At 71.8% G+C, this 21,152-nt stretch carries 18 protein-coding genes; 13 read left to right on the top strand and 5 right to left on the bottom strand.

What is annotated here, in order from left to right; all coding sequences use genetic code 11:
• Nucleotides 1–125: 125 nt before the first annotated feature.
• From ngcE to B5Y66_RS13895, 13 genes are all read left to right on the top strand, one after another.
• Complete coding sequence (ngcE, locus tag B5Y66_RS13835) at nucleotides 126–1,574, top strand: N-acetylglucosamine/diacetylchitobiose ABC transporter substrate-binding protein (protein ID WP_407656390.1); 1,449 nt, start codon at nucleotides 126–128, stop codon at nucleotides 1,572–1,574.
• The gene (locus tag B5Y66_RS13840; RefSeq protein WP_079575100.1) at nucleotides 1,571–2,587 is read left to right on the top strand and encodes a carbohydrate ABC transporter permease; all 1,017 of its coding nucleotides are present in this window, start codon (nucleotides 1,571–1,573) and stop codon (nucleotides 2,585–2,587) included. The genes ngcE and B5Y66_RS13840 overlap by 4 nt, the downstream gene beginning before the upstream one ends.
• Nucleotides 2,588–2,676: 89 nt before the next feature.
• Nucleotides 2,677–3,480 carry a carbohydrate ABC transporter permease gene (locus tag B5Y66_RS13845; protein ID WP_245807114.1) on the top strand — a complete coding sequence of 268 codons (804 nt, stop codon included), beginning with the start codon at nucleotides 2,677–2,679 and terminating at the stop codon, nucleotides 3,478–3,480.
• 59 nt (nucleotides 3,481–3,539) lie between these two features.
• Entirely contained in the window at nucleotides 3,540–5,687 is a 2,148-nt protein-coding gene (gene uvrC, locus B5Y66_RS13850) for an excinuclease ABC subunit UvrC (RefSeq protein WP_079575102.1), read from the top strand.
• Entirely contained in the window at nucleotides 5,684–6,619 is a 936-nt protein-coding gene (gene rapZ / locus B5Y66_RS13855; protein WP_079575103.1) for an RNase adapter RapZ, read from the top strand. The genes uvrC and rapZ overlap by 4 nt, the downstream gene beginning before the upstream one ends.
• Nucleotides 6,620–6,651: 32 nt before the next feature.
• On the top strand, nucleotides 6,652–7,584 hold the full coding sequence (locus tag B5Y66_RS13860) for a gluconeogenesis factor YvcK family protein (protein ID WP_322788702.1): 933 nt from the start codon (nucleotides 6,652–6,654) through the stop codon (nucleotides 7,582–7,584).
• Nucleotides 7,585–7,661: 77 nt separating this feature from the next.
• On the top strand, nucleotides 7,662–8,642 hold the full coding sequence (gene whiA / locus B5Y66_RS13865; RefSeq protein ID WP_079575105.1) for a DNA-binding protein WhiA: 981 nt from the start codon (nucleotides 7,662–7,664) through the stop codon (nucleotides 8,640–8,642).
• A 295-nt stretch (nucleotides 8,643–8,937) separates the two neighbouring features.
• A complete protein-coding gene (gap, locus tag B5Y66_RS13870; RefSeq protein WP_079575106.1) occupies nucleotides 8,938–9,942 on the top strand; it encodes a type I glyceraldehyde-3-phosphate dehydrogenase in 1,005 nt (334 codons plus the stop codon).
• 162 nt (nucleotides 9,943–10,104) lie between these two features.
• Nucleotides 10,105–11,304, top strand: a complete 1,200-nt coding sequence (locus tag B5Y66_RS13875; protein WP_079575107.1) for a phosphoglycerate kinase — start codon at nucleotides 10,105–10,107, stop codon at nucleotides 11,302–11,304.
• A gap of 90 nt (nucleotides 11,305–11,394) precedes the next feature.
• Nucleotides 11,395–12,162 carry a triose-phosphate isomerase gene (tpiA, locus tag B5Y66_RS13880; RefSeq protein ID WP_217700822.1) on the top strand — a complete coding sequence of 256 codons (768 nt, stop codon included), beginning with the start codon at nucleotides 11,395–11,397 and terminating at the stop codon, nucleotides 12,160–12,162.
• Nucleotides 12,163–12,356: 194 nt separating this feature from the next.
• Nucleotides 12,357–12,599, top strand: a complete 243-nt coding sequence (secG, locus tag B5Y66_RS13885; protein WP_079575486.1) for a preprotein translocase subunit SecG — start codon at nucleotides 12,357–12,359, stop codon at nucleotides 12,597–12,599.
• Nucleotides 12,600–12,734: 135 nt separating this feature from the next.
• A complete protein-coding gene (locus tag B5Y66_RS13890) occupies nucleotides 12,735–13,100 on the top strand; it encodes an RNA polymerase-binding protein RbpA (RefSeq protein ID WP_079575109.1) in 366 nt (121 codons plus the stop codon).
• A gap of 74 nt (nucleotides 13,101–13,174) precedes the next feature.
• Nucleotides 13,175–14,071, top strand: coding sequence for a phenylalanine 4-monooxygenase (locus tag B5Y66_RS13895; RefSeq protein ID WP_079575110.1), 897 nt, complete (start codon nucleotides 13,175–13,177; stop codon nucleotides 14,069–14,071).
• Nucleotides 14,072–14,222: 151 nt separating this feature from the next.
• Here the strand turns inward: B5Y66_RS13895 and pgl are convergent, their stop codons facing one another.
• The 5 genes from pgl to tkt form a co-directional block, all read right to left on the bottom strand.
• Entirely contained in the window at nucleotides 14,223–15,026 is an 804-nt protein-coding gene (pgl, locus tag B5Y66_RS13900; protein ID WP_079575111.1) for a 6-phosphogluconolactonase, read from the bottom strand.
• Nucleotides 15,023–15,961, bottom strand: a complete 939-nt coding sequence (locus B5Y66_RS13905) for a glucose-6-phosphate dehydrogenase assembly protein OpcA (protein WP_079575112.1) — start codon at nucleotides 15,959–15,961, stop codon at nucleotides 15,023–15,025. The genes pgl and B5Y66_RS13905 overlap by 4 nt, the downstream gene beginning before the upstream one ends.
• An 82-nt stretch (nucleotides 15,962–16,043) precedes the next feature.
• Nucleotides 16,044–17,585 (bottom strand): glucose-6-phosphate dehydrogenase, encoded by a 1,542-nt coding sequence (zwf, locus tag B5Y66_RS13910; RefSeq protein ID WP_079575113.1) that lies wholly within the window; start codon nucleotides 17,583–17,585, stop codon nucleotides 16,044–16,046.
• A 76-nt stretch (nucleotides 17,586–17,661) separates the two neighbouring features.
• On the bottom strand, nucleotides 17,662–18,780 hold the full coding sequence (gene tal / locus B5Y66_RS13915; protein WP_079575114.1) for a transaldolase: 1,119 nt from the start codon (nucleotides 18,778–18,780) through the stop codon (nucleotides 17,662–17,664).
• Nucleotides 18,781–18,879: 99 nt separating this feature from the next.
• Nucleotides 18,880–21,015 carry a transketolase gene (gene tkt / locus B5Y66_RS13920; protein WP_079575115.1) on the bottom strand — a complete coding sequence of 712 codons (2,136 nt, stop codon included), beginning with the start codon at nucleotides 21,013–21,015 and terminating at the stop codon, nucleotides 18,880–18,882.
• Nucleotides 21,016–21,152: the final 137 nt, after the last annotated feature.

Raw genomic sequence — 21,152 nt, forward strand, 5'->3', positions numbered from 1 at the left:
GCGCACGTCGTCGCACCTGCTCGCTGTCGCGTGAGACGAGGAGGTCGGCGCAGGGCCCCATGGGGGGCAGAGCAGCCACCGGTCGACGGGGCGCCGACAGGCGCACCCTGACATGAAGGACATCAATGACGATGACCAGCAACTTCACCAACACCCCCAGCAACCCCAACCCCGCGCCCTCCCGTCGCACGGTGCTCAGGGCCGTGATGTACACCGCCGCCGCGGTGCCGTTCGGGCTGCCGCTCGCGGCATGCGCGACGGGCGGCGGCGACCAGGGCGAGGAGAGTGCCTCGCCCACGGGCAGCGCCGACGCGACGAACCCGTTCGGCATGGCGGCGGACACGACGGTCGATGCCGTGATCTTCGACGGCGGGTACGGCGTCGACTACGTCGAGTTCGCGGGCAAGGTCCTTGCCGGTCTGCACGCCGGCTCGTCGGTCAAGGTCTCGCCCTCGACGCAGATCGCCACGGAGCTGCAGCCACGCTTCGTGGGCGGGAACCCGCCCGACCTCGTGGACAACTCCGGAGCCCAGTCGATCGGGTTCAACACGATCCTCGACCAGCTCGAGGACCTCACGGACATCATCGACGCGCCCAACGTCGAGGGCACCGTCATCCGCGACACCCTGTACGAGGGGGTGCTCGCGCCGGGGACGTACGGGGACAAGTTCGCCGCCCTCAACTACGTCCTCACGGTCTACGGCGTCTGGTACTCCGGCAGCCTCTTCGAGAAGAACGGCTGGACGCCCCCTGCCACCTGGGAGGAGGCCAAGGCCCTCGGCGCCGAGGCGAAGAGTGCCGGGAAGTACCTCTTCCTGTGGGGCACCGAAGCCGCGACCTATTACCAGACCCTGGCGATCGAGTCCGCGATCAAGCAGGGCGGGGACGAGGTGCGCCTCGCGCTCGAGAACCTCGAGCCCGACTGCTGGTCGAACGACTCCGTCCAGGCGACGTTCGCGATCATGAAGGAGATCATCGACCTCGGGTACTTCAAGCCTGGTGGCTCGGGCACGCAGTTCACCGCGGCGCAGGCGCAGTGGAGCAACAAGGAGGAAGCGCTGCTCTACCCGTCCGGGTCCTGGATCGAGAATGAGATGAAGGACCAGACGGCGCCGGACTTCCAGATGAAGGGCGTGCCGAGCTTCTCGGTGACGGCGAGCCCGGCGATGCCGGCCACCGCGCTGCACTCGACGGCCGGCGAGCCGTTCATCGTGCCCTCGCAGGCCAAGAGCGTCGCAGGCGGCAAGGAGCTCCTGCGGGTCATGCTCTCGAAGGAGTCGGCGACCAACTTCTCGAAGACGAAGCTGGCACCGACCATCGTGAAGGACATCGTCCCCGCCGACGGGTTCGGCTCGACGGCGCTGGTCTCCCAGACGGAGATGCTCAGTGCGGCCGGTACGGACATCTTCACGTTCAACTTCGTCAACACGTACGGCATGAACCAGGAGCAGCTCCCGATCTGGAACTCCTTCCTCGACGGCAAGAAGTCGGTGGCGGACCTGACCAAGGAGCTGCAGGCGATCACCGACCGCATCGCCAACGACGACACCATCGAGAAGATCGAGGTGTCATGACCGCCATCCCCGGACGGGCCCTGCCCGCTTCCGAGGACGCGCTTGCGGGGCCCGGGAGCGGGCCCCGCAAGCGGCGGATCGGCAAGGCGTCCTTCGACAGCGTCAGCTTCTTCGTCGTGTTCCTCGGGCTGCCGCTGGCGCTCTTCCTGATCTTCGTGATCTGGCCGTTCGTCCAGGCCGCGTTCTACGCGATGACGGACTGGTCCGGCTTCTCGGCCGAGTTCAACTTCGTCGGTCTCAGCAACTTCTCGGCCCTGCTGACCGACCCGCGCTTCATCAACGCGGTCGGCAACAGCGTGATGTTCGGGATCTTCATCCCGCTCGTCACCATCGCGATCGCGCTGACCTTCGCGATCCTCATCACCGTCGGAGGGTCGGCCCGGGGGCAGATCCGCGGGGTCCGCGGTTCCGGCTTCTACCGCGTCGTCTCGCTCTTCCCCTACGTCATCCCGGCGATCGCCGTGGGCATCATGTGGCGACTGATCCTCGACCCGAGCAACGGCCTGGTCAACGGGGTGCTGACGGCGTTGGGTCTCGACCGCTTCGAGTCGTTCGCATGGCTCGGGAACGTCAGCACGGCGATGCCGGTCACGATGCTCGTGGTCGTGTGGGGGTTCGTCGGCTTCTACATGCTCCTGTTCATCGCGGCGATCAAGGGGGTGCCGTCGGAGATCTACGAGGCCGCCCGGATCGACGGCGCCGGTCGCATGCGCACCTCGTGGTCGATCACGCTGCCGCTGATCCGCGACAACGTGCAGACGGCGTACATCTACCTCGGGATCACGGCGCTCGACCTGTTCGTCTACGTCCAGGCGCTCAACCCGCAGGGCGGACCGGACAACAGCACGTTGGTGATGTCCCAGCAGCTCTTCCGGACCGCGTTCACGGAGGGCAAGTTCGGCTACGCCAGCGCGATGGGCGTGGCGATGGCCATCGTCACCCTGGTGTTCGCGGCGCTGGTCTTCACGGTGAACCGCCTGACCGGCGGAACGAGCGAGAGGGGGCGGCGATGACCACGGCGACGAGGACCGCTGCACCGACGGGTCCGGTGGACGACGGCAGCGGGGCGCGGCGGGGGAGCGGGGACCGCACGGTCGCGGGGATGTCCCACACGGTGCTCGCGATCTGGTGCCTCCTGGTGATCGCCCCGATGGTGTGGGTGGTCATCGGCTCGTTCAAGACGAGCTCGGAGATCTTCGGCTCGCCCTTCTCGCTGCCCGCCGAGTGGTCCTGGACGAACTACAGCACGGCGTGGACCGACGCGGAGATCGGGCGGGCGTTCGCCAACACGATCATCGTGGTGGGCAGCGCGCTCGTCCTGGTCATGCTGCTCGGCGCCATGTGCGCATACGTCCTGGCACGGTTCGAGTTCCGCGGACGCCGCGCGATCTACTACCTGATGCTCGCCGGGCTGACGTTCCCGGTGTTCCTGGCGATCGTCCCGCTGTTCTTCGTGCTGGACAACGTCGGGCTGCTGGGGTCGCTCCCCGGTCTGATCGTCACCTACGTGGCCTTCGCCCTGCCGTTCACCGTGTTCTTCCTGTACGCCTTCTTCCGCGGTCTGCCCGACGACATCGCCGAGGCTGCCGCGATCGACGGTGCCGGCAACTGGCGCACCTTCTTCCAGGTGATGCTCCCGATGGCGACGCCGGGCATGGCCTCGGTGGCGATCTTCAACTTCCTGGGCCTGTGGAACCAGTTCATCCTGCCGGTCGCGCTGAACCCGAACTCCGACAACTGGGTGCTCTCCCAGCGGCTGGCGGCGTTCGTCTCGTCGGCGGGTTACGCGGTGGACTTCGGGGCGATGTTCGCGGCCGTCGTGATCACGATCGTCCCGGTGCTGATCGCCTATCTGATCTTCCAGCGTCAGCTCCAGGGCTCCGTGTCCGCGGGGACGATGAAGTAGCGCCGAGGCCCGGTAGACGCGCGGGCGGGGACGTCGGTGGCCTGACCTAGGCTGACCGCATGGCCGACCCAGCGACCTATCGCCCGAAGCCGGGGGAGATCCCGACGTCGCCCGGCGTCTACCGGTTCCGCGACGCGCACGGCCGCGTCATCTACGTGGGCAAGGCGAAGAACCTGCGGGCGCGGCTGTCGAGCTACTTCCAGGACGTCGCGCACCTGCACCACCGCACGCAGAGCATGGTCACGACGGCGGCCTCCGTCGAGTGGACGGTCGTGGGCACCGAGGTCGAGGCGCTGGCGCTGGAGTACTCGTGGATCAAGGAGTACGACCCGCGCTTCAACGTGAAGTACCGCGACGACAAGTCGTACCCGTACCTCGCGGTGACGATGGCGGAGGAAGTGCCGCGCGCCCAGGTGATGCGGGGCGCCAAGCGCCCCGGCACCCGCTACTTCGGGCCCTACGGCCATGCGTGGGCGATCCGGGAGACGCTCGACCTCCTGCTGCGGGTCTTCCCCGTCCGCACGTGCTCGGCCGGGGTCTACCGCCGCGCTCATCAGACGGGCCGGCCCTGTCTGCTGGGGTACATCGACAAGTGCTCCGCGCCGTGCGTCGGGCGCATCGGCATCGACGACCACAAGCAGCTGGCGCAGGACTTCTGCGACTTCATGGCCGGCGACACGCAGCGCTTCGAGCGGCGTCTCACGGCGCGCATGAACGAGGCTGCGGCCTCGATGGAGTACGAGCAGGCGGCCCGCCTGCGCGACGACATCCAGGCGCTGCGCCGTGCCACCGAGAAGAACGCCGTCGTCCTGCCGGACGCGACCGACGCCGACGTCTTCGCCCTGGCCGGCGACGAGCTCGAGGCCGCCGTCCAGGTGTTCCACGTGCGCGGCGGCCGGATCCGCGGCCAGCGCGGGTGGATCGTGGAGAAGGTCGAGGACGTCACCGACGCCGAGCTCGTGGAGCACCTGCTGCAGCAGGTGTACGGCGCCGCCGAGGACGCGCGGGCCGCGGCCGAGGGGGCGGGCCTCGACGCCGAGGCGCGCACCGCAGCGCGGCAGGAGGCGCGCAACGCCGTGCCGCGCGAGGTCCTGGTGCCCGTGCTGCCGCCCGACCCGGAGCAGATGTCGGCGTGGCTGTCGGGCCTGCGGGGCGCCCGTGTGGAGCTGCGGGTGCCGCAGCGCGGCGACAAGCGCGAGCTCGCGGGCACGGTGAAGGCGAACGCGGAGCACGCCCTCGCCCTGCACCGCACCCGCCGGGCGGGCGACCTCACGACCCGCAGCCAGGCCCTGCGCGAGATCCAGGAGGCCCTGGGGCTGGAGTCGGCGCCGCTACGCATCGAGTGCTACGACATCTCCCACACCCAGGGCACCTACCAGTCCGCGTCGATGGTGGTCTTCGAGGACGGTCTGGCGCGCAAGGGTGAGTACCGCACCTTCTCGGTCCGCGGGCCCGAGGGCGACGGGGCGCGGGACGACACCGCGGCCATGCACGAGGTGATCACCCGCCGGTTCCGCCGCTATCTCGCGGACCGGCTCGCGGCCGGCGACGTCGAGCTCGACGACAGCGACTCGCGCGAGCCGGGCGAGGGGGTCGGAGCCGTACAGCCCCGGTCCGGCGAGGTGCCGGCCGAGGAGCCCGGGGAGCGCAAGCGGTTCGCATACCCGCCGAACCTCGTGGTGGTCGACGGCGGTCCGCCCCAGGTGGCGGCGGCCCAGCGCGCCCTCGACGAGCTGGGCGTCACCGACGTCGCGTTGTGCGGCCTGGCGAAGCGGCTGGAGGAGGTGTGGCTGCCGGGCGAGGACTATCCCGTGATCCTGCAGCGGTCGTCGGAGGGTCTGTACCTGCTCCAGCGGGTGCGGGACGAGGCGCACCGGTTCGCCATCACCCAGCACCGCCGTCGCCGGAGCAAGGGGATGACGTCGTCCGTCCTGGACGACGTCCCCGGCCTGGGGCCCGCGCGGCGCAAGGCGCTCCTCGCTACGTTCGGCTCGGTCAAGCGGCTCCGTGCGGCGAGCGTCGAGGAGATCGCCGAGGTGCGCGGCATGGGACGGCGCACGGCCGAGGCGGTCGTCGCCGCGCTCGGAGGGGACGCCGACGGCTCTGCCCTGGGCGGGGACGCGGCGGGCGTCGCAGCCGTGCCAGGGGACGCGGGCAGCGCGCCGACCAGCCAGAACGGGGCGACCCCTGGCATGCTGGGCGCATGAGCGAGCCGGACCCCATCACCGTCCCGCAGGGCATCCCCGAGATCGAGGCCACGACCCCCGCCCCGGAGCAGTCGGAGCCAGAGGTGCTCATCATCACCGGCATGTCGGGCGCGGGTCGGTCGCGCGCCGCGGGCGTGCTGGAGGACCTCGACTGGTTCGTGGTCGACAACCTCCCGCCGATGATGATCGTGCCGCTGGTGGACCTCATGACCCGCGCCGGCTCGTCCGTCGAGCGGCTCGCGGTCGTGGTGGACGTGCGGGGGCGCGAGTACTTCGCCGAGCTCACCCGTGTGTTGCAGCACCTGCGCGAGGCGGGCGCGAACTACCGGATCCTGTTTCTCGACGCGCGCGACGAGACCCTGGTGCGGCGGTACGAGAGCGTGCGCCGTCCGCACCCGTTGCAGGGCGAGGGACGCATCCTCGACGGCATCGGCGAGGAGCGCCGCGCGCTCGCGTCGATCGCGGAGCGGGCCGACGTCGTCATCGACACCTCGGAGCTGTCGGTGCACGACCTCGCACGGGAGGTGCGCGCGGCCGTCGCGGACGGCGCCCCCGACGCGCTGCGGGTGAACGTGCTCGCCTTCGGCTTCAAGTACGGCATCCCGTTGGACGCCGACCACGTGGTGGACGTGCGGTTCCTGGCGAACCCGTATTGGATCACGGAACTGCGGCACCTCACCGGCCGGGACGCGCCGGTGCGCGAGTACGTCCTGGCCCGGCCCGGGGCGCAGGAGTTCGTGGACCGGTACGTCGCGGCGCTGGAGCCCGTGCTCGCCGGTTACCTGGCGGAGGAGAAGCGGTACGTGACGATCGCCGTCGGGTGCACCGGGGGCAAGCACCGCTCGGTCGCCATCGCCGGCGAGATCGCCCAGCGGCTGCGCGACGCGGGACAGCGGGTGACCCTCACGGCGCGCGACCTGGGGAAGGAGTGACGGCCCCGGCCCCGAGCCCGCGAACGCCGGCGGTGACGGCGCTCGGCGGAGGTCACGGCCTGTTCGCGAGCCTGTCCGCCCTGCGGCTGATGTCCGACCCGCTCACCGCCGTCGTGACGGTGGCAGACGACGGCGGGTCGTCGGGGCGCCTGCGCGACGAGCTCGACGTCCTGCCGCCCGGGGACCTGCGCATGGCGCTCGCGGCCCTGTGCGACGACTCGGACTGGGGGCGCACGTGGAGCGACCTGCTGCAGCACCGGTTCGTCTCGGGCGGCAGCCTGGACAAGCACGCCATGGGCAACCTCATGATCGTCGCGCTGTGGGAGCTGCTCGGCGACACGGTGACCGGCCTGGACTGGGTGGGGCGGCTGCTCGGTGCGCGCGGACGCGTGCTGCCGATGGCGTCGGTTCCTCTCGTCGTCGAGGCGGACGTCCGGCACGACGACGGTGCGGCCCTCGAGACCGTTGTCGGGCAGAGCCGGGTCGCGGTCACCGACGGCCGGATCGAGCAGCTAAGGCTGGTGCCGGCGGACCCGCCGGCGTGCGCCGAGGCCGTGGAGGCGGTGCGCGCCGCTGACTGGGTCGTCCTCGGGCCCGGCTCCTGGTACTCCTCGGTGCTGGTGCACCTGCTCGTGCCGGAGCTCGCGCGGGCCCTGCACGAGACGGACGCACGGGTGTGCGTCACGCTCAACCTCGCCGCCGAGCGCGGCGAGACGCAGGGTCTCACGGCGACCGACCACCTCGAGGCGCTGCACCGGCACGCGCCCGGCCTGCGGGTGGACGCGGTGCTGGCCGACCCCTCGGCGGTCGAGGACGTGGACGAGCTCGCCGACGCCGCACAGACCATGGGCGCGCGACTGCTGATGCGCCAGGTCCGGCGGGGTGACGGCACCGCGAGGCACGACGCGCTGCGCCTGGCCGCGGCCTACCGCGACGTGTTCGAGGGCGTCTACGGCGACGTCTGACGCCATGCCGGGCGGCGACCCTGCGGGCAGGCGTCGACGACGCAGAGGGTGCTTGCCGCGCGTGGCAGGATGACGCCATGGCGCTGACGGCAGAGGTGAAGCACGAGCTCGCGCGGATCAAGGTGACCCGGACGTCGTGCCGCAAGGCCGAGGTCTCGGCGACGCTGCGGTTCTCCGGCGGCCTGCACATCATCTCGGGGCGCGTGGTGATCGAGGCGGAGCTGGACGACGAGGCGGCCGCGGCGCGGCTGCGGCAGTCGATCACGGAGCTCTACGGGCACACGAGCGACCTCATCGTGGTGCAGGCCGGCGGCCTGCGGAAGAACAACCGTTACGTGGTGCGCGTGGTGCGCGACGGCGAGTCGCTGGCCCGTCAGACCGGCCTGCTCGACTCCCGCGGGCGTCCGGTGCGGGGCCTCGCCCCGGAGGTCGTGTCGGCGGGTGTCGCTGAGGCGGAGGCGGTGTGGCGCGGGGCGTTCCTCGCGCACGGCTCGCTCACGGAGCCGGGCCGCTCGATGGCGCTCGAGGTGACCTGCCCCGGCCCCGAGGCGGCGCTCGCGCTGGTTGGCGCGGCTCGACGCCTGGGCGTGCAGGCGAAGTCGCGAGAGGTGCGCGGCGTCGACCGCGTGGTGGTCCGCGACGGGGAGGCGATCGGCGAGGTCCTGCGGCGGATGGGCGCGGTCCGCACCAGGGAGATCTGGGAGGAGCGGCGCGCCCGGCGAGAGGTGCGCGGCACGGCGAACCGCCTCGCGAACTTCGACGACGCGAACCTGCGGCGGTCGGCGCGGGCCGCGGTCGCGGCCGGCGCCCGGGTGCAGCGGGCGTTCGAGATCCTGGGGGAGGACGTGCCCGAGCACCTGCGGCAGGCGGGGGAGCTGCGCCTGGCGCACAAGGAGGCCTCTCTGGAGGAGCTGGGCCAGCTGGCCGACCCGCCACTGTCCAAGGACGCGGTGGCCGGCCGGATCCGGCGGCTCCTGTCGACGGCGGACAAGCGGGCGCTCGAGATCGGCATCCCCGACACCGAGTCCGGCCTGAGCCCCGAGCTCCTCGACCTCTGACGGCAGGGGCCGCGGCTCGGGCCGAGCCCGTCCGTCGGGGCCCTCCGGGCCTGCAGTCCGTATGGTCAGACCATACGTCTCACGGGGTCGGCGGGGGTCAGCGGTACCGCCGTTTCGGGTATAGGCTCCTTCCGTCAGGTGACGACGACGTGACCCAAGGCTGACCGCCCGGAGGAAGACGTCGGGTGGTCCCGGGGTCGCGGCGTGAATCATCAGCGCGCCCTGCGTGGCGCGCGGAAGTCGGCATCAACCGTGTGCGCCGGGATCCCACCGGCGCGCCCTGAGGAGGGCAATCGTGACCATCCGCGTCGGGATCAACGGCTTCGGTCGGATCGGACGGAACTTTTACCGCGCTCTTGTGGAGTCGGGTGCGGACATCGAGGTTGTCGGCGTCAACGACCTGACCGACAACAAGACTCTGGCCCACCTGCTCAAGTACGACACGGTGCTCGGCCGCTTCCCCAAGTCCGTCGACCACGACGACGACAACATCATCGTCGACGGCGTGAAGATCCGTGCGCTCGCGGAGCGTGACCCCGCCAACCTGCCCTGGGGCGAGCTGGGCGCGGACATCGTCATCGAGTCCACCGGTTTCTTCACCGACGCCACCAAGGCGAAGGCGCACATCGACGCCGGCGCCAAGAAGGTCATCATCTCCGCCCCGGCGAAGAACGAGGACGCGACCTTCGTGATGGGCGTGAACAACGACCAGTACGACGCCGCCGCGCACCACATCATCTCGAACGCGTCGTGCACCACGAACTGCCTGGCCCCGCTGGCCAAGGCGCTGAACGACTCGATCGGCATCGAGCGTGGCCTCATGACCACGATCCACGCCTACACGGGTGACCAGAACCTGCAGGACGGCCCGCACAAGGACCTCCGCCGCGCCCGTGCCGCCGCGCAGAACATCGTGCCGACCACGACCGGTGCCGCCAAGGCGGTCGCCCTGGTGCTCCCCGAGCTCAAGGGCAAGCTGGACGGCTACGCCCTGCGCGTGCCCGTCATCACCGGCTCGGCCACGGACCTCACGTTCGAGGCGCCGCGCGAGGTGACGGTCGAGGAGGTCAACGCCGCGGTCAAGGCCGCCGCCGAGGGCCCGCTCAAGGGTGTGCTGGAGTACGTCGAGGACGAGATCGTCTCCTCGGACATCGTGACCGACCCGCACCAGAGCATCTTCGACTCGAAGCTGACCAAGGTCATCGGCAACCAGGTCAAGGTCGTCTCCTGGTACGACAACGAGTGGGGCTACTCCAACTCGCTCGTCTCGCTGACGGTCTTCGTCGGCGAGAAGCTCTGACGGCTCCGGCGCCCGACACCGCTCGAGCGTGAGTCACGACGTCCGCGTGCGCGCCGCCTGCCGGCAGCGCACGCGGACGTCGTCATGTACGGAACAGATCCCCCTCGCCCGGGACGTGCGACCACGCGACGCGCACCGGGCCTTGACGGACAGGTGTGCCCCATGAAGACCATCGATTCCCTGGGCGAGCTGCGCGGCAAGCGCGTCCTCGTCCGCTCGGACTTCAACGTGCCGCTCGACGGCACCACCATCACGGACGACGGCCGCATCCAGGCGGCGCTCCCCACGCTGCGCCGTCTCGTCGACGCCGGTGCCCGTGTGGTCGTCACGGCCCACCTCGGCCGCCCCAAGGGCGAGCCGAACCCCGACTTCTCGCTCGCACCCGTGGCGGCGCGGCTCGGTGAGCTGCTCGGCCAGGACGTCGCCCTCGCCGCCGACGTGACCGGCCCGTCCGCGCAGGAGAAGGTCGCGGCCCTGGCCGATGGCCAGGTGGCCCTGCTGGAGAACGTGCGCTTCGACGCCCGCGAGACCTCCAAGGTCGACGCCGAGCGGGAGGAGCTGGCCGGCGAGCTGGCCGCACTGGCGGACGCGTTCGTCTCGGACGGGTTCGGCGTCGTGCACCGCAAGCAGGCGTCGGTCTACGACGTGGCGAAGGTGCTCCCGGCCGCGGCCGGCGACCTGGTGCTCAAGGAGGTCGAGTCGCTCTCGCGCGCCACGACCGACCCGCAGCGCCCCTACGCGGTGGTGCTGGGCGGCTCGAAGGTCTCCGACAAGCTCGGGGTCATCGAGAACCTCCTCACCAAGGCCGACCGCCTGCTCATCGGCGGCGGCATGGTCTTCACGTTCCTCGCCGCGCAGGGTCACCCGGTGGGCACCTCGCTGCTCGAGGCCGACCAGGTGGACACCGTGAAGGGCTACCTGGCACGGGCGGCGGAATCGGGCGTCGAGATCGTGCTGCCCACCGACATCGTGGCGGCGGACTCGTTCGCCGCGGACGCCCCGCACCGCACCGTGCCCGCGGACCAGATCCCGGACGGCACCATGGGCCTCGACATCGGCCCGGCGTCCGGCGCGCTGTTCGCCGCCCGGCTCGCGGACGCGAAGACCATCGTGTGGAACGGCCCCATGGGCGTGTTCGAGTTCGACGCGTTCGCCGCGGGCACGCGCGCCGTGGCCCAGGGCATCGTCGACGCGACCGCAGCGGGCGCCTTCTCCATCGTCGGCGGCGGCGACTCGGCCGCGGCCGTGCGCGTCCTCGGCTTCGACGAGGCGGGCTTCAGCCACATCTCCACCGGTGGCGGCGCCAGCCTCGAGCTGCTCGAGGGCAAGGAGCTCCCGGGCCTCGCCGTCCTCGCGGACTGATCGCCGGTCCGCTCGACCACCGCAGTCGACCACCACACTGAAGCACGAGAGAACGAGGAGCCCATCGTGGCCACCACCCGCACGCCCCTGATGGCGGGCAACTGGAAGATGAACCTGGACCACACCGAGGCGATCGCCACGGTGCAGAAGCTCGCGTGGACGCTCAAGGACGCGAAGCACGACTACGAGGCCGTGGAGGTGGCCGTCCTGGTCCCCTTCACCGACCTGCGGTCGGTGCAGACCCTCGTGGACGCCGACAAGCTCGACCTGCGCTACGGCGCGCAGGACCTGTCGCGGCACGAGTCCGGCGCGTTCACCGGCGAGGTCTCGGGCGCGATGCTCGCCCGCCTTGGCTGCACCTACGTCGCCGTCGGCCACTCCGAGCGCCGCGAGTACCACGCGGAGGGCGACGACCTGGTCAACGCCAAGGTGCGCGCCGCGTTCGCGCACGGCCTCGTGCCGATCCTGTGCGTGGGCGAGGGCCTCGAGATCCGCAAGGCGGGCGAGCAGGTGTCCCACACCCTCGCGCAGGTCGAGGCGGCGCTCGTGGACGTCTCGCGCGAGCAGGCCCTGCAGGTCGTCATCGCGTACGAGCCGGTCTGGGCGATCGGCACCGGCGAGGTCGCGACGCCGGAGGACGCGCAGGAGGTCTGCGGGGCGATCCGCCGCGTCCTGACCGAGCTGTACGACCAGGAGGTCGCCGACGCCGTGCGCGTTCTCTACGGCGGCTCCGTGAAGTCGGGCAACGTCGCGCAGATCATGGCGCAGCCCGACGTCGACGGTGCACTGGTCGGTGGCGCGAGCCTCGACCCGGTCGAGTTCGCGAAGATCGCGCGCTACCAGGCGCACGTCGCCTGACGCGACACCGCACGCGGGCCCTGGGCCCACCCGACGGACGCCTCCCGGGATCGTCATCCGATGGAAACATCGGTGTTCGCCTCGGGAGGCGTCCGTCACTTACTCTTGACCCGGCCGGGACGACGTCCTGGCCGGATGACGAACAGATGTCCGTCCTGCGGGACGGACGACGAACGAGGACAGCCGAGGACACCGTGGACGTTTTGCAGATCATCCTTCAGGTCTTCCTGGTGATCACCAGCGCCTTCCTGATCCTGCTCATCCTGATGCACAAGGGCAAGGGCGGCGGGCTGTCCGACATGTTCGGCGGGGGGATCTCGAGCGCCGCCGGCAGCTCCGGCGTCGCGGAGCGCAACCTCAACCGGATCACGGTGAGCTTTGCGCTCGTCTGGTTCGTCGTGATCGTGCTGCTGGGCCTCATCACGAAGGTGAGCTGAGCCGGCACGGCACGACCGTCGCCGGTCCGAGGCCGGTGAGGGGGACACGAGGGCCGGGCGAGAGCCTGGCCCGACGGTTCACGAAGATCGTCCGTGGGCGTACGCCCACTGAGTCGAAGGTGAGGACGACAAGACGTGGCTAATGCCGGTCATGCGATCCGGGGCTCGCGCGTGGGCGCGGGTCCGCTGGGAGAGTCCGAGCGCGGCGATGCAGCACCCCGGGTGCGGGTGTCGTACTGGTGCGCGAACGGGCACGAGACGACGCCGAGCTTCTCGGCGAACGAGGACGTCGAGGCTCCGGAGTTCTGGGACTGTCCGCGCTGCGGCTTCCCCGCCGGGCTGGACGCGGCCCACCCGCCGGAGCCGATGCGGAACGAGCCGTACAAGACGCACCTTGCGTACGTGAAGGAACGACGGTCCGAGGAGGACGGCGCCGCCCTTCTCGAGGAGGCGCTCGCGACGCTGCGGGCACGCCGGACCGGGCTGCGCCGGGCGAGCTGACCCGGCGGGGACGCGTCCCGGAGGGCTCGGGCGTCCATCTGTCGAGACGATGTCGCCGGGCGTAGTCTGGCCGCATGTTCGAGGAAGGACAGCTCTACGCCCCCGTCACCGAGGACGAGAACGGCGTCACGGTGCACCTCACGGAGGACCACCCGGGCGCGAACGACCCGGAGTACCGGCGCCGGCGCGAGGTCATCGCCGGCCCCGCGCTGCGCTGGGCACCGGGTGACACCGTGCCCCGGGTCGACTACACCGACGCGGAGAACGAGATCTGGCGCACGGTGTGCGCGGAACTCGCGCCCAAGCACGAGCGGCTCGCGATCCGCGGCTACCTCGAGGGCAAGGAAGCCCTGGGCCTGCCCACCGACCGGGTGCCCCAGCTCGACGAGGTCAGCGCAGGGCTGGAGCCGCTGAGCGGTTTCCGTCTGCACCCGGCCGCCGGGCTGGTGCCGCTGGACCAGTTCTACGGGTCGCTCGCCGACGGCGTCTTCCACTCCACGCAGTACCTACGGCACGGGTCGCAGCCGCTGTACACCCCGGAGCCGGACATCATCCACGAGGTGGTTGGCCACGGGAACCTGCTCGCCAACCCCGCGATCGCGGCCGTGAAGCGCCGCGCGGGGGAGGCGGCCCGGCGGTGCGAGACCCCCGAGGGGCTCCAGTTCGTGGCGGACGTCTTCTGGTTCACCATCGAGTTCGGCGTGATGTACGAGGACGGGGAGCTGCGCGCCTACGGCGCGGGGCTGCTGTCCTCCTACGGGGAGATCGAGGAGTTCCGGGGGGCCACGATCCTGCCGCTCGACTTCTACTCCATGGGCACCGTGGAGTACGACATCTCGCACTACCAGCCCACGCTGTTCGCCTGCGACGGGATGAACGAGCTGACCGAGCGGGTGGGGCAGTTCTTCGCCGAGTTCGACGACGACACCCCGGGTCGGCTGCTGGCCGAGCGGCACCGCTCGGCCAGCTGACCCGGCCGCGGTGTGAAGGCCAGGGGTGCTCGAGACCTGCGCATGCCGCGGACCCCAGAGGCGGGACCGCCCTTGCCACTGGTACCAGTCGGCGGCACGACGGCCCCCTCACGCTCTGACGAGAGGGGGCCGTCGTGCCCTGCGGGCGACGTCAGGCGGCGAGGGCCGCGGCCGCGGCGTCGAGCAGCCACAGGGTGCGCTCGGTGCCGCGCGCACCGGCGGCGGGGACCTCGGTCACCGGGCCGCCGGCCAGGGCCGCGGCGGCCTGGGCCGCCTTCTCGGCGCCGGCCGCCACGACCCACACCTCGCGCGCGCGGTGCAGCGCGTCGAACGTGAGCGAGACGCGCTCCGGCGGCGGCTTGGGGGAGCCGTGCACCCCGATGGTGGCGCCGCGCGCCGCGAGGCCCGCATGCCCGGGGAACAGCGAGGCGACGTGCCCGTCCGGCCCCATGCCGAGCAGCAGGACGTCGAACTCCGGCACGGCCGGGACACCCTCCTCGACGGACGCCGGGGCGAACCGCGCCAGGTCCGCGGCGTAGGCCGCGGCGGCCTGCTCGGGGGTCTGCACCGTCGTGCCGTCGACGACGGCGCCGGGCGCGGGCATCCCGTGCACGTGGTCGGCGGGCAGCCCTGCGTCCGCCACGAGCGCGTCGACGAGGGCGGCCCGGGCCTGCGTCTCGTTGCGGTCCGGGTCGCCGTCGGGCAGGAACCGCTCGTCGCCCCACCACAGGTGCACCCCGGACCAGTCCACGGCCGCGCGCAGCGGGCTCGCGGCCACGGCCGCGAGGGTCTTGATGCCCACGGTGCCGCCGGTGAGCACGGCGTGCACGGGGGTGCGCACCGACTGCGCGTCGAGCAGCCGGGTCAGCAGCCGGGCCGCCGCGGCCTCGGAGAGGACCGCCGGGTCCGGGTGCACGACGACGAGCGGCGCGGCACCGGTCTCGGCGGCGGTCATCGACCCGCCTTGACGGTCTCGACGCGCGTCAGCCCCTTGGTGAGGACCTCGCCGTACAGCTCGTCGGGGTCGAGGCGCCGCAGCTCCTCGATGAGCGCCTCGCTCAGCGCGCGGATCGGGAGCGCCATGCGGCGCTCCGGCTTCTCGGGCTGCGTGATCGCCACGACGCGGCCGTCGGGCCGGTCGAGGACGATCGGCCCGCTCTTGCGCTCCAGCGTGACGCGCGTGATGGCGTCGTCGCTGTCGGTGCGCACCACGGTGGCGGGGCAGCGCAGGCGCTGGCCGAGCCAGGCTGCGAGCAGGTCGAGGGACGTGTGCTGCTCCTGGCCCTCGACGCGCACGGCGGTGACGGGCTCGAACGGCGGCTGCTCCACGGCAGCGGCGATGAGGCCGCGCCACAGCGTGACGCGCGCCCACGCCAGGTCGGTGTCGCCCGGGCGGAACGTGCCCGCCAGGCGGTGCAGCATCGCGACCGGGTCGGCGGCCGTCGTCGTGTCCGTGATGCGGCGCTGGGCCATCGTGCCCATCGGGTCGGCCGACGGGTCGTCGGGGCCGCCGGTGGGCCACCAGACGACGATCGGCGCGTCGGGGAGCAGCAGCGGCATGACGAGCGTGTCGGTGTTCGCGAGCATCGGCCGCCCCGCGCGCAGGACGACGACCTCCGACGCGCCGGCGTCGCCGCCCACACGGATCTCGGCGTCGAGCCGCGGGGTGGAGTCGTCGCGCTGGGCCAGGGGCGCGACCACGACCACACGGCACGGGTGTTCGTGGCTGGCCTGGTTCGCGGTGCGGACCGAGTCCTCGATGTCGGCCTCCTCCGCGACGACGACGAGCGTGAGCACCCGTCCGAGCGCCACCGCGCCGCCCTCGTCGCGCAGGTGGGCGAGCCGCTTGCCGACCGCGTTCGCAGTCGTGTCCGGCATGTCGATGATCATCGGGGTTCTCCTCGGTGGATCCGGCACAGGTGGGGGCGGCTCGCCGCGGCGCGTGGGGCGTCGTCCGGGGCGGGGGCGGGCCTCACGGGCGCCGCCACGACCGGCCGTCGCGGGCCATCATCTTGTCTGCCGACTCCGGGCCCCAGGTGCCGGAGGCGTACTGCTCGGGCTTGCCCTTGCCCGCCCAGTACGAGGTGATCGGGTCGAGGATCTTCCAGGAGAGCTCGACCTCCTCACGCGTGGGGAACAGCGGCGGGTCGCCGAGCAGGACGTCGAGGATGAGGCGCTCGTAGGCCTCGGGGGAGGACTCCGTGAAGGAGTGGCCGTACCCGAAGTCCATCGTGACGTCGCGGACCTCCATCGCGGTGCCCGGCACCTTGGCGCCGAACCGGAGGGTGACGCCCTCGTCGGGCTGCACGCGGATGACCAGCGCATTGTTGCCCAGGTCGGACGTGAGCGACGACTCGAACGGCAGGTGCGGCGCCTTCTTGAAGACGACGGCGACCTCGGTGACGCGCCGGCCCAGCCGCTTGCCGGTGCGCAGGTAGAACGGCACGCCCGCCCAGCGCCGGTTGTCGATGTCGAGCTTGACGGCCGCGAAGGTCTCGGTGGTGGAGTTCGGGTTGAAGCCCTCCTCGTCGAGGAAGCCGACGACCTTCTCGCCGCCCTGCCAGCCGGAGGCGTACTGGCCGCGGGCCGTGTGGCGCCCGAGGTCGCGCGGCAGGCGCACCGAGGACAGCGCCTTGATCTTCTCGGCGCGCAGGGCGTCGGCGTCGAAGTTCACCGGCTCCTCCATGGCGACGAGCGCCAGGAGCTGGAGCAGGTGGTTCTGGATGACGTCGCGAGCGGCGCCGATGCCGTCGTAGTAGCTCGCACGGCCGCCGATGCCGATGTCCTCGGCCATCGTGATCTGCACGTGGTCGACGTAGTTGTTGTTCCACAGCGGCTCGAACATCTGGTTCGCGAACCGCAGCGCGAGAAGGTTCTGGACCGTCTCCTTGCCGAGGTAGTGGTCGATGCGGAACACCGACTCCGGGTCGAAGACCTGGGAGACCACCGCGTCCAGCTCGCGGGCGCTCTCGAGGTCGTGCCCGAACGGCTTCTCGATGACGACGCGGCGCCAGGCGTCGGGGGACGACTTGGAGAGCCCCGACTCCGACAGCTGGCGGCACACCAGCGGGAACGCGCTCGGCGGCACGGACAGGTAGAAGGCGTGGTTGCCGCCCGTGCCGCGCTCGGCGTCGAGCTGCTCGACGGTCTGGCGCAGCCGCTCGAAGGCTGCCTCGTCGTCGAACGAGCCCTGCACGAAGCGGATGCCCTCGGCGAGCTGGCGCCAGGTGGCCTCGCGGAACGGGGTGCGGGCGTGCTCCTTGACGGCGTCGTGCACGACTTCCGCGAAGTCCTGGTCCGCCCAGTCGCGGCGGGCGAACCCGGTCAGGGCGAACCCCGGCGGCAGGAGGCCGCGGTTCGCCAGGTCGTACACGGCGGGCATGAGCTTCTTGCGCGACAGGTCGCCCGTGACCCCGAAGATCACGAGGCCACTGGGGCCGGCGATGCGGGGGAGCCGCAGGTCGAGGGGGTCGCGCAGCGGGTTGTGCTCGGCGGTGATCTTGGCCGGTCTCACGAGGTGGGCACCGTTCTTCGTCGTGCGGGCGGGAGGAGGTGCGGCCCGGGGCGCCGCGGCGCCCGGGGCGGGTGGGTCAGGCGCCCTGGGCCTTCAGCCCGGCGGACGCGGTCTCCAGGAGCTCGGTCCACGAGTCCTCGAACTTGCGGACCCCGTCCGTCTCGAGGTGGTCGGTGACCTCGGCGAGCGAGACGCCGAGGGACTCGATGGTCTCGACCGTGCGCCGCGCCGCGACCGCGGTGCCACGTACCGTGTCGCCCGTGACGACGCCGTGGTCGGCGAACGCCTGGAGGGTGGGCTCCGGCATGGTGTTGACGACGCCGTCGGTGACCAGCTCGGAGACGTACAGCGTGTCGGGGTACTCCGGGTTCTTCACGCCGGTCGAGGCCCACAGCGGCCGCTGCGGGTGCGCGCCGGAGGCGACGAGCGAGCGCCACTCGTCGGTGCTCACGAACTGCTCGAAGGCCTCGAACGCGAGGCGGGCGTTGGCGACGGCCGCCTGCCCGCGCAGGTCGAGCGCCTCGGGCGTGCCGATCTTCTCCAGGGCGGCGTCCACCGAGGAGTCGACGCGGGAGACGAAGAACGACGCGACCGACCCGATCGGACCGAGGTCGATGCCGTCCGCCCGTGCCTGCTCGAGGCCGATCGCGAAGGCCTCCATGACCGAGCGGTAGCGTTCGATCGAGAAGATCAGGGTGACGTTGACGCTGATGCCCTGGGCGAGGGTCCGGGAGATCGCGTCGAGCCCCGGCACCGTGGCCGGGATCTTGATGAACACGTTCGGGCGGTCCACGGTGCGCCACAGGCGCTCCGCCACGACGACGGTCTTGTCGGCGTCGTACGCCAGGCGCGGGTCCACCTCGATGGACACGCGGCCGTCGACGCCGTCGGTCGCGTCGTACACCGGGCGCAGGAGGTCGGCCGCGGCGCGCACGTCGTCGGTGGTGATGGTCTCGACGGCCGCGTCCACGTCGGAGCCGGCCAGCTCGGCCAGCTGCGCGTCGTAGGCGTCACCGCTCGACAGGGCCTTGGCGAAGATCGTCGGGTTGGTCGTGACGCCGACGACCCCACGCTCGGCGACGAGCGCCGCGAGATTGCCGCTGCGCAGGCGCTCCCGAGACAGGTCGTCGAGCCAGATGGACACCCCGGCGCCGGTCAGGTCGGTGATCGGTACGGGGACGGTGCTCTGCGTCATCGGACGTCCTTCCAAGTCGGAGGCCCCCCGCAGGTGGTGTCTCGACGGGGGCCGGGTGGGGCGCCGACGGGCGGCGCCCCACCTGGAATCTACGAGCGCTCAGGCGGCGTCGCCAGCGCCGCGGACCGCGGCGAGCGACTCGCGGGCCGCGGCAGCGACGGCCTCGGCCGTGATGCCGAACTCGCGGTACAGCGTCTGGTAGTCCGCCGACGCGCCGTAGTGCTCGAGCGAGACGCTGCGGCCGGCGTCGCCGACCACGTCGCGCCAGCCCTGCGCGATCCCTGCCTCGACGGACACGCGCGCCTTCACCGCGGACGGCAGCACCGACTCGCGGTAGGCCGCGTCCTGCTTGTCGAACCACTCGCGGCTCGGCATGGACACGACGCGGGCGGCGACGCCCTCGGCGGCGAGCTGCTCGCGGGCCTGCACGGCGAGCTGCACCTCGGAGCCGGTGCCGACCAGGATCACGTCCGGCGTGCCGGTCGCGTCGTTGGTCGCGTCGACCAGCGTGTAGGCGCCCTTGAGGGTGCCCTCGGCGCCCGCGTAGCCCTCGGTGCCGCGCGGGAACGTCGGCACGTTCTGGCGGGTGAGCACGATGCCGGCCGGGTTGGCGGTGTTCTCCAGGATCCCGCGCCAGGCCCACGCGGTCTCGTTCGCGTCGGCGGGCCGCACGACGTCGAGGCCGGGGATGGCGCGCAGCGCGGCGAGGTGCTCGACGGGCTGGTGCGTCGGGCCGTCCTCGCCGAGGCCGATGGAGTCGTGCGTCCAGACGAACGTCGTCGGGATCTCCATGAGCGCCGCGAGGCGCACCGAGGCGCGCATGTAGTCGGCGAACTGGAGGAACGTGCCGCCGTAGGGGCGGGTGAGGCCGTGCAGCACGATCCCGTTGAGGATCGCGCCCATACCGTGCTCGCGGATACCGAAGTGCAGGGTGCGCCCGAACGGGTTGCCCGGGAACTTCTTCGTCGCGTGCTCGACGGGGATGAACGACGGCTCGCCGTCCATCGTCGTGTTGTTCGAGCCCGCGAGGTCGGCGGAGCCGCCCCACAGCTCGGGCAGCACGTCCTTGAGCGCGGTGAGGACCTTGCCGGACGCGGCGCGGGTGGCGACGCCCTTCTCGGACGCCTCGAAGACGGGCAGCTCGTCGGTCCAGCCGGCGGGCAGCTCGTGGGCGACGAGGCGGTCGAGCAGCGCGGCGCGCTCCGGGGCGGCCGTGCGCCAGGCGGCGTACGAGCGGTCCCAAGCGGCGCGCTGGTCGGCCTGACGCCCGGCGACGGAACGGGTGTAGGAGAGCACCTCGTCATCGGCGGCGAACGTGGCCTCGGGGTCGAGACCGAGGGCGACCTTGAGGCCGGCGACCTCGTCGGCGCCCATGGCCGAGCCGTGGATGCCGCCCGTGTTCTGCTTCGTGGGCGAGGGCCAGCCGATGATGGTGCGCAGCGCGATGAAGGACGGGCGGTCGGTCTCGGCCTTCGCGGCCTCGATCGCCGCGGCGAGCGCGTCGACGTCCTCGGCGTAGCCGGTGCCGCCCTGCGTCCAGTCCACGCGCTGGGTGTGCCAGCCGTACGCGGCGTACCGCCCGAGCACGTCCTCCGTGAAGGAGATGTCCGTGTCGTCCTCGATGGAGATCTTGTTGTCGTCCCAGATCACCACGAGGTTGCCGAGCTTCTGCGTGCCGGCGAGCGACGAGGCCTCGGAGGTGACGCCCTCCTGCAGGTCGCCGTCGGAGGCGATGACGTAGACGTGGTGGTCGAACGGCGACTCGCCGGGGGCGGCGTCGGGGTCGAGCAGGCCGCGCTCGCGGCGGGAGGCGAACGCCATGCCGACGGCCGAGGCGAGGCCCTGGCCCAGCGGGCCGGTGGTGATCTCGACGCCCGGGGTGTGGCGGTACTCGGGGTGGCCCGGGGTCTGCGAGCCCCAGGTGCGCAGCGCCTCGAGGTCCTCGATCTCCATGCCGTAGCCGGCGAGGAACAGCTGCAGGTACAGCGTGAGCGAGGAGTGGCCCGCGGAGAGCACGAACCGGTCGCGGCCGACCCAGTGCGGGTCGGCCGGGTCGTGCCGCAGCGTCTTCTGGAACAGCAGGTACGCCGCGGGGGCCAGCGAGATGGCCGTGCCGGGGTGGCCGTTGCCGACCTTCTCGACGGCGTCGGCCGCCAGCGCCTTGATGGTCTTCACCGCGCGGTCGTCGAGCGCGCTCCACTCGAGCGGGGCGACGACGGGGTCGAACGCGTTCACAGATGTGCCTCTTTCCTGCCCGGAGCGGGCCCCGGGTGATTGCTGCTGCTCTGCCGGTACGGGGCGCCGGCACGTCGGACGCCGCACGGGGTCCTCGATGCGACGGCGGGGCACGGCGGCGAGCGGCCGACCGGAGA

Origin of the sequence: Krasilnikoviella flava (genome assembly GCF_900167525.1) — a bacterium.
Classification (GTDB): Bacteria; Actinomycetota; Actinomycetes; order Actinomycetales; family Cellulomonadaceae; genus Isoptericola; species Isoptericola flavus.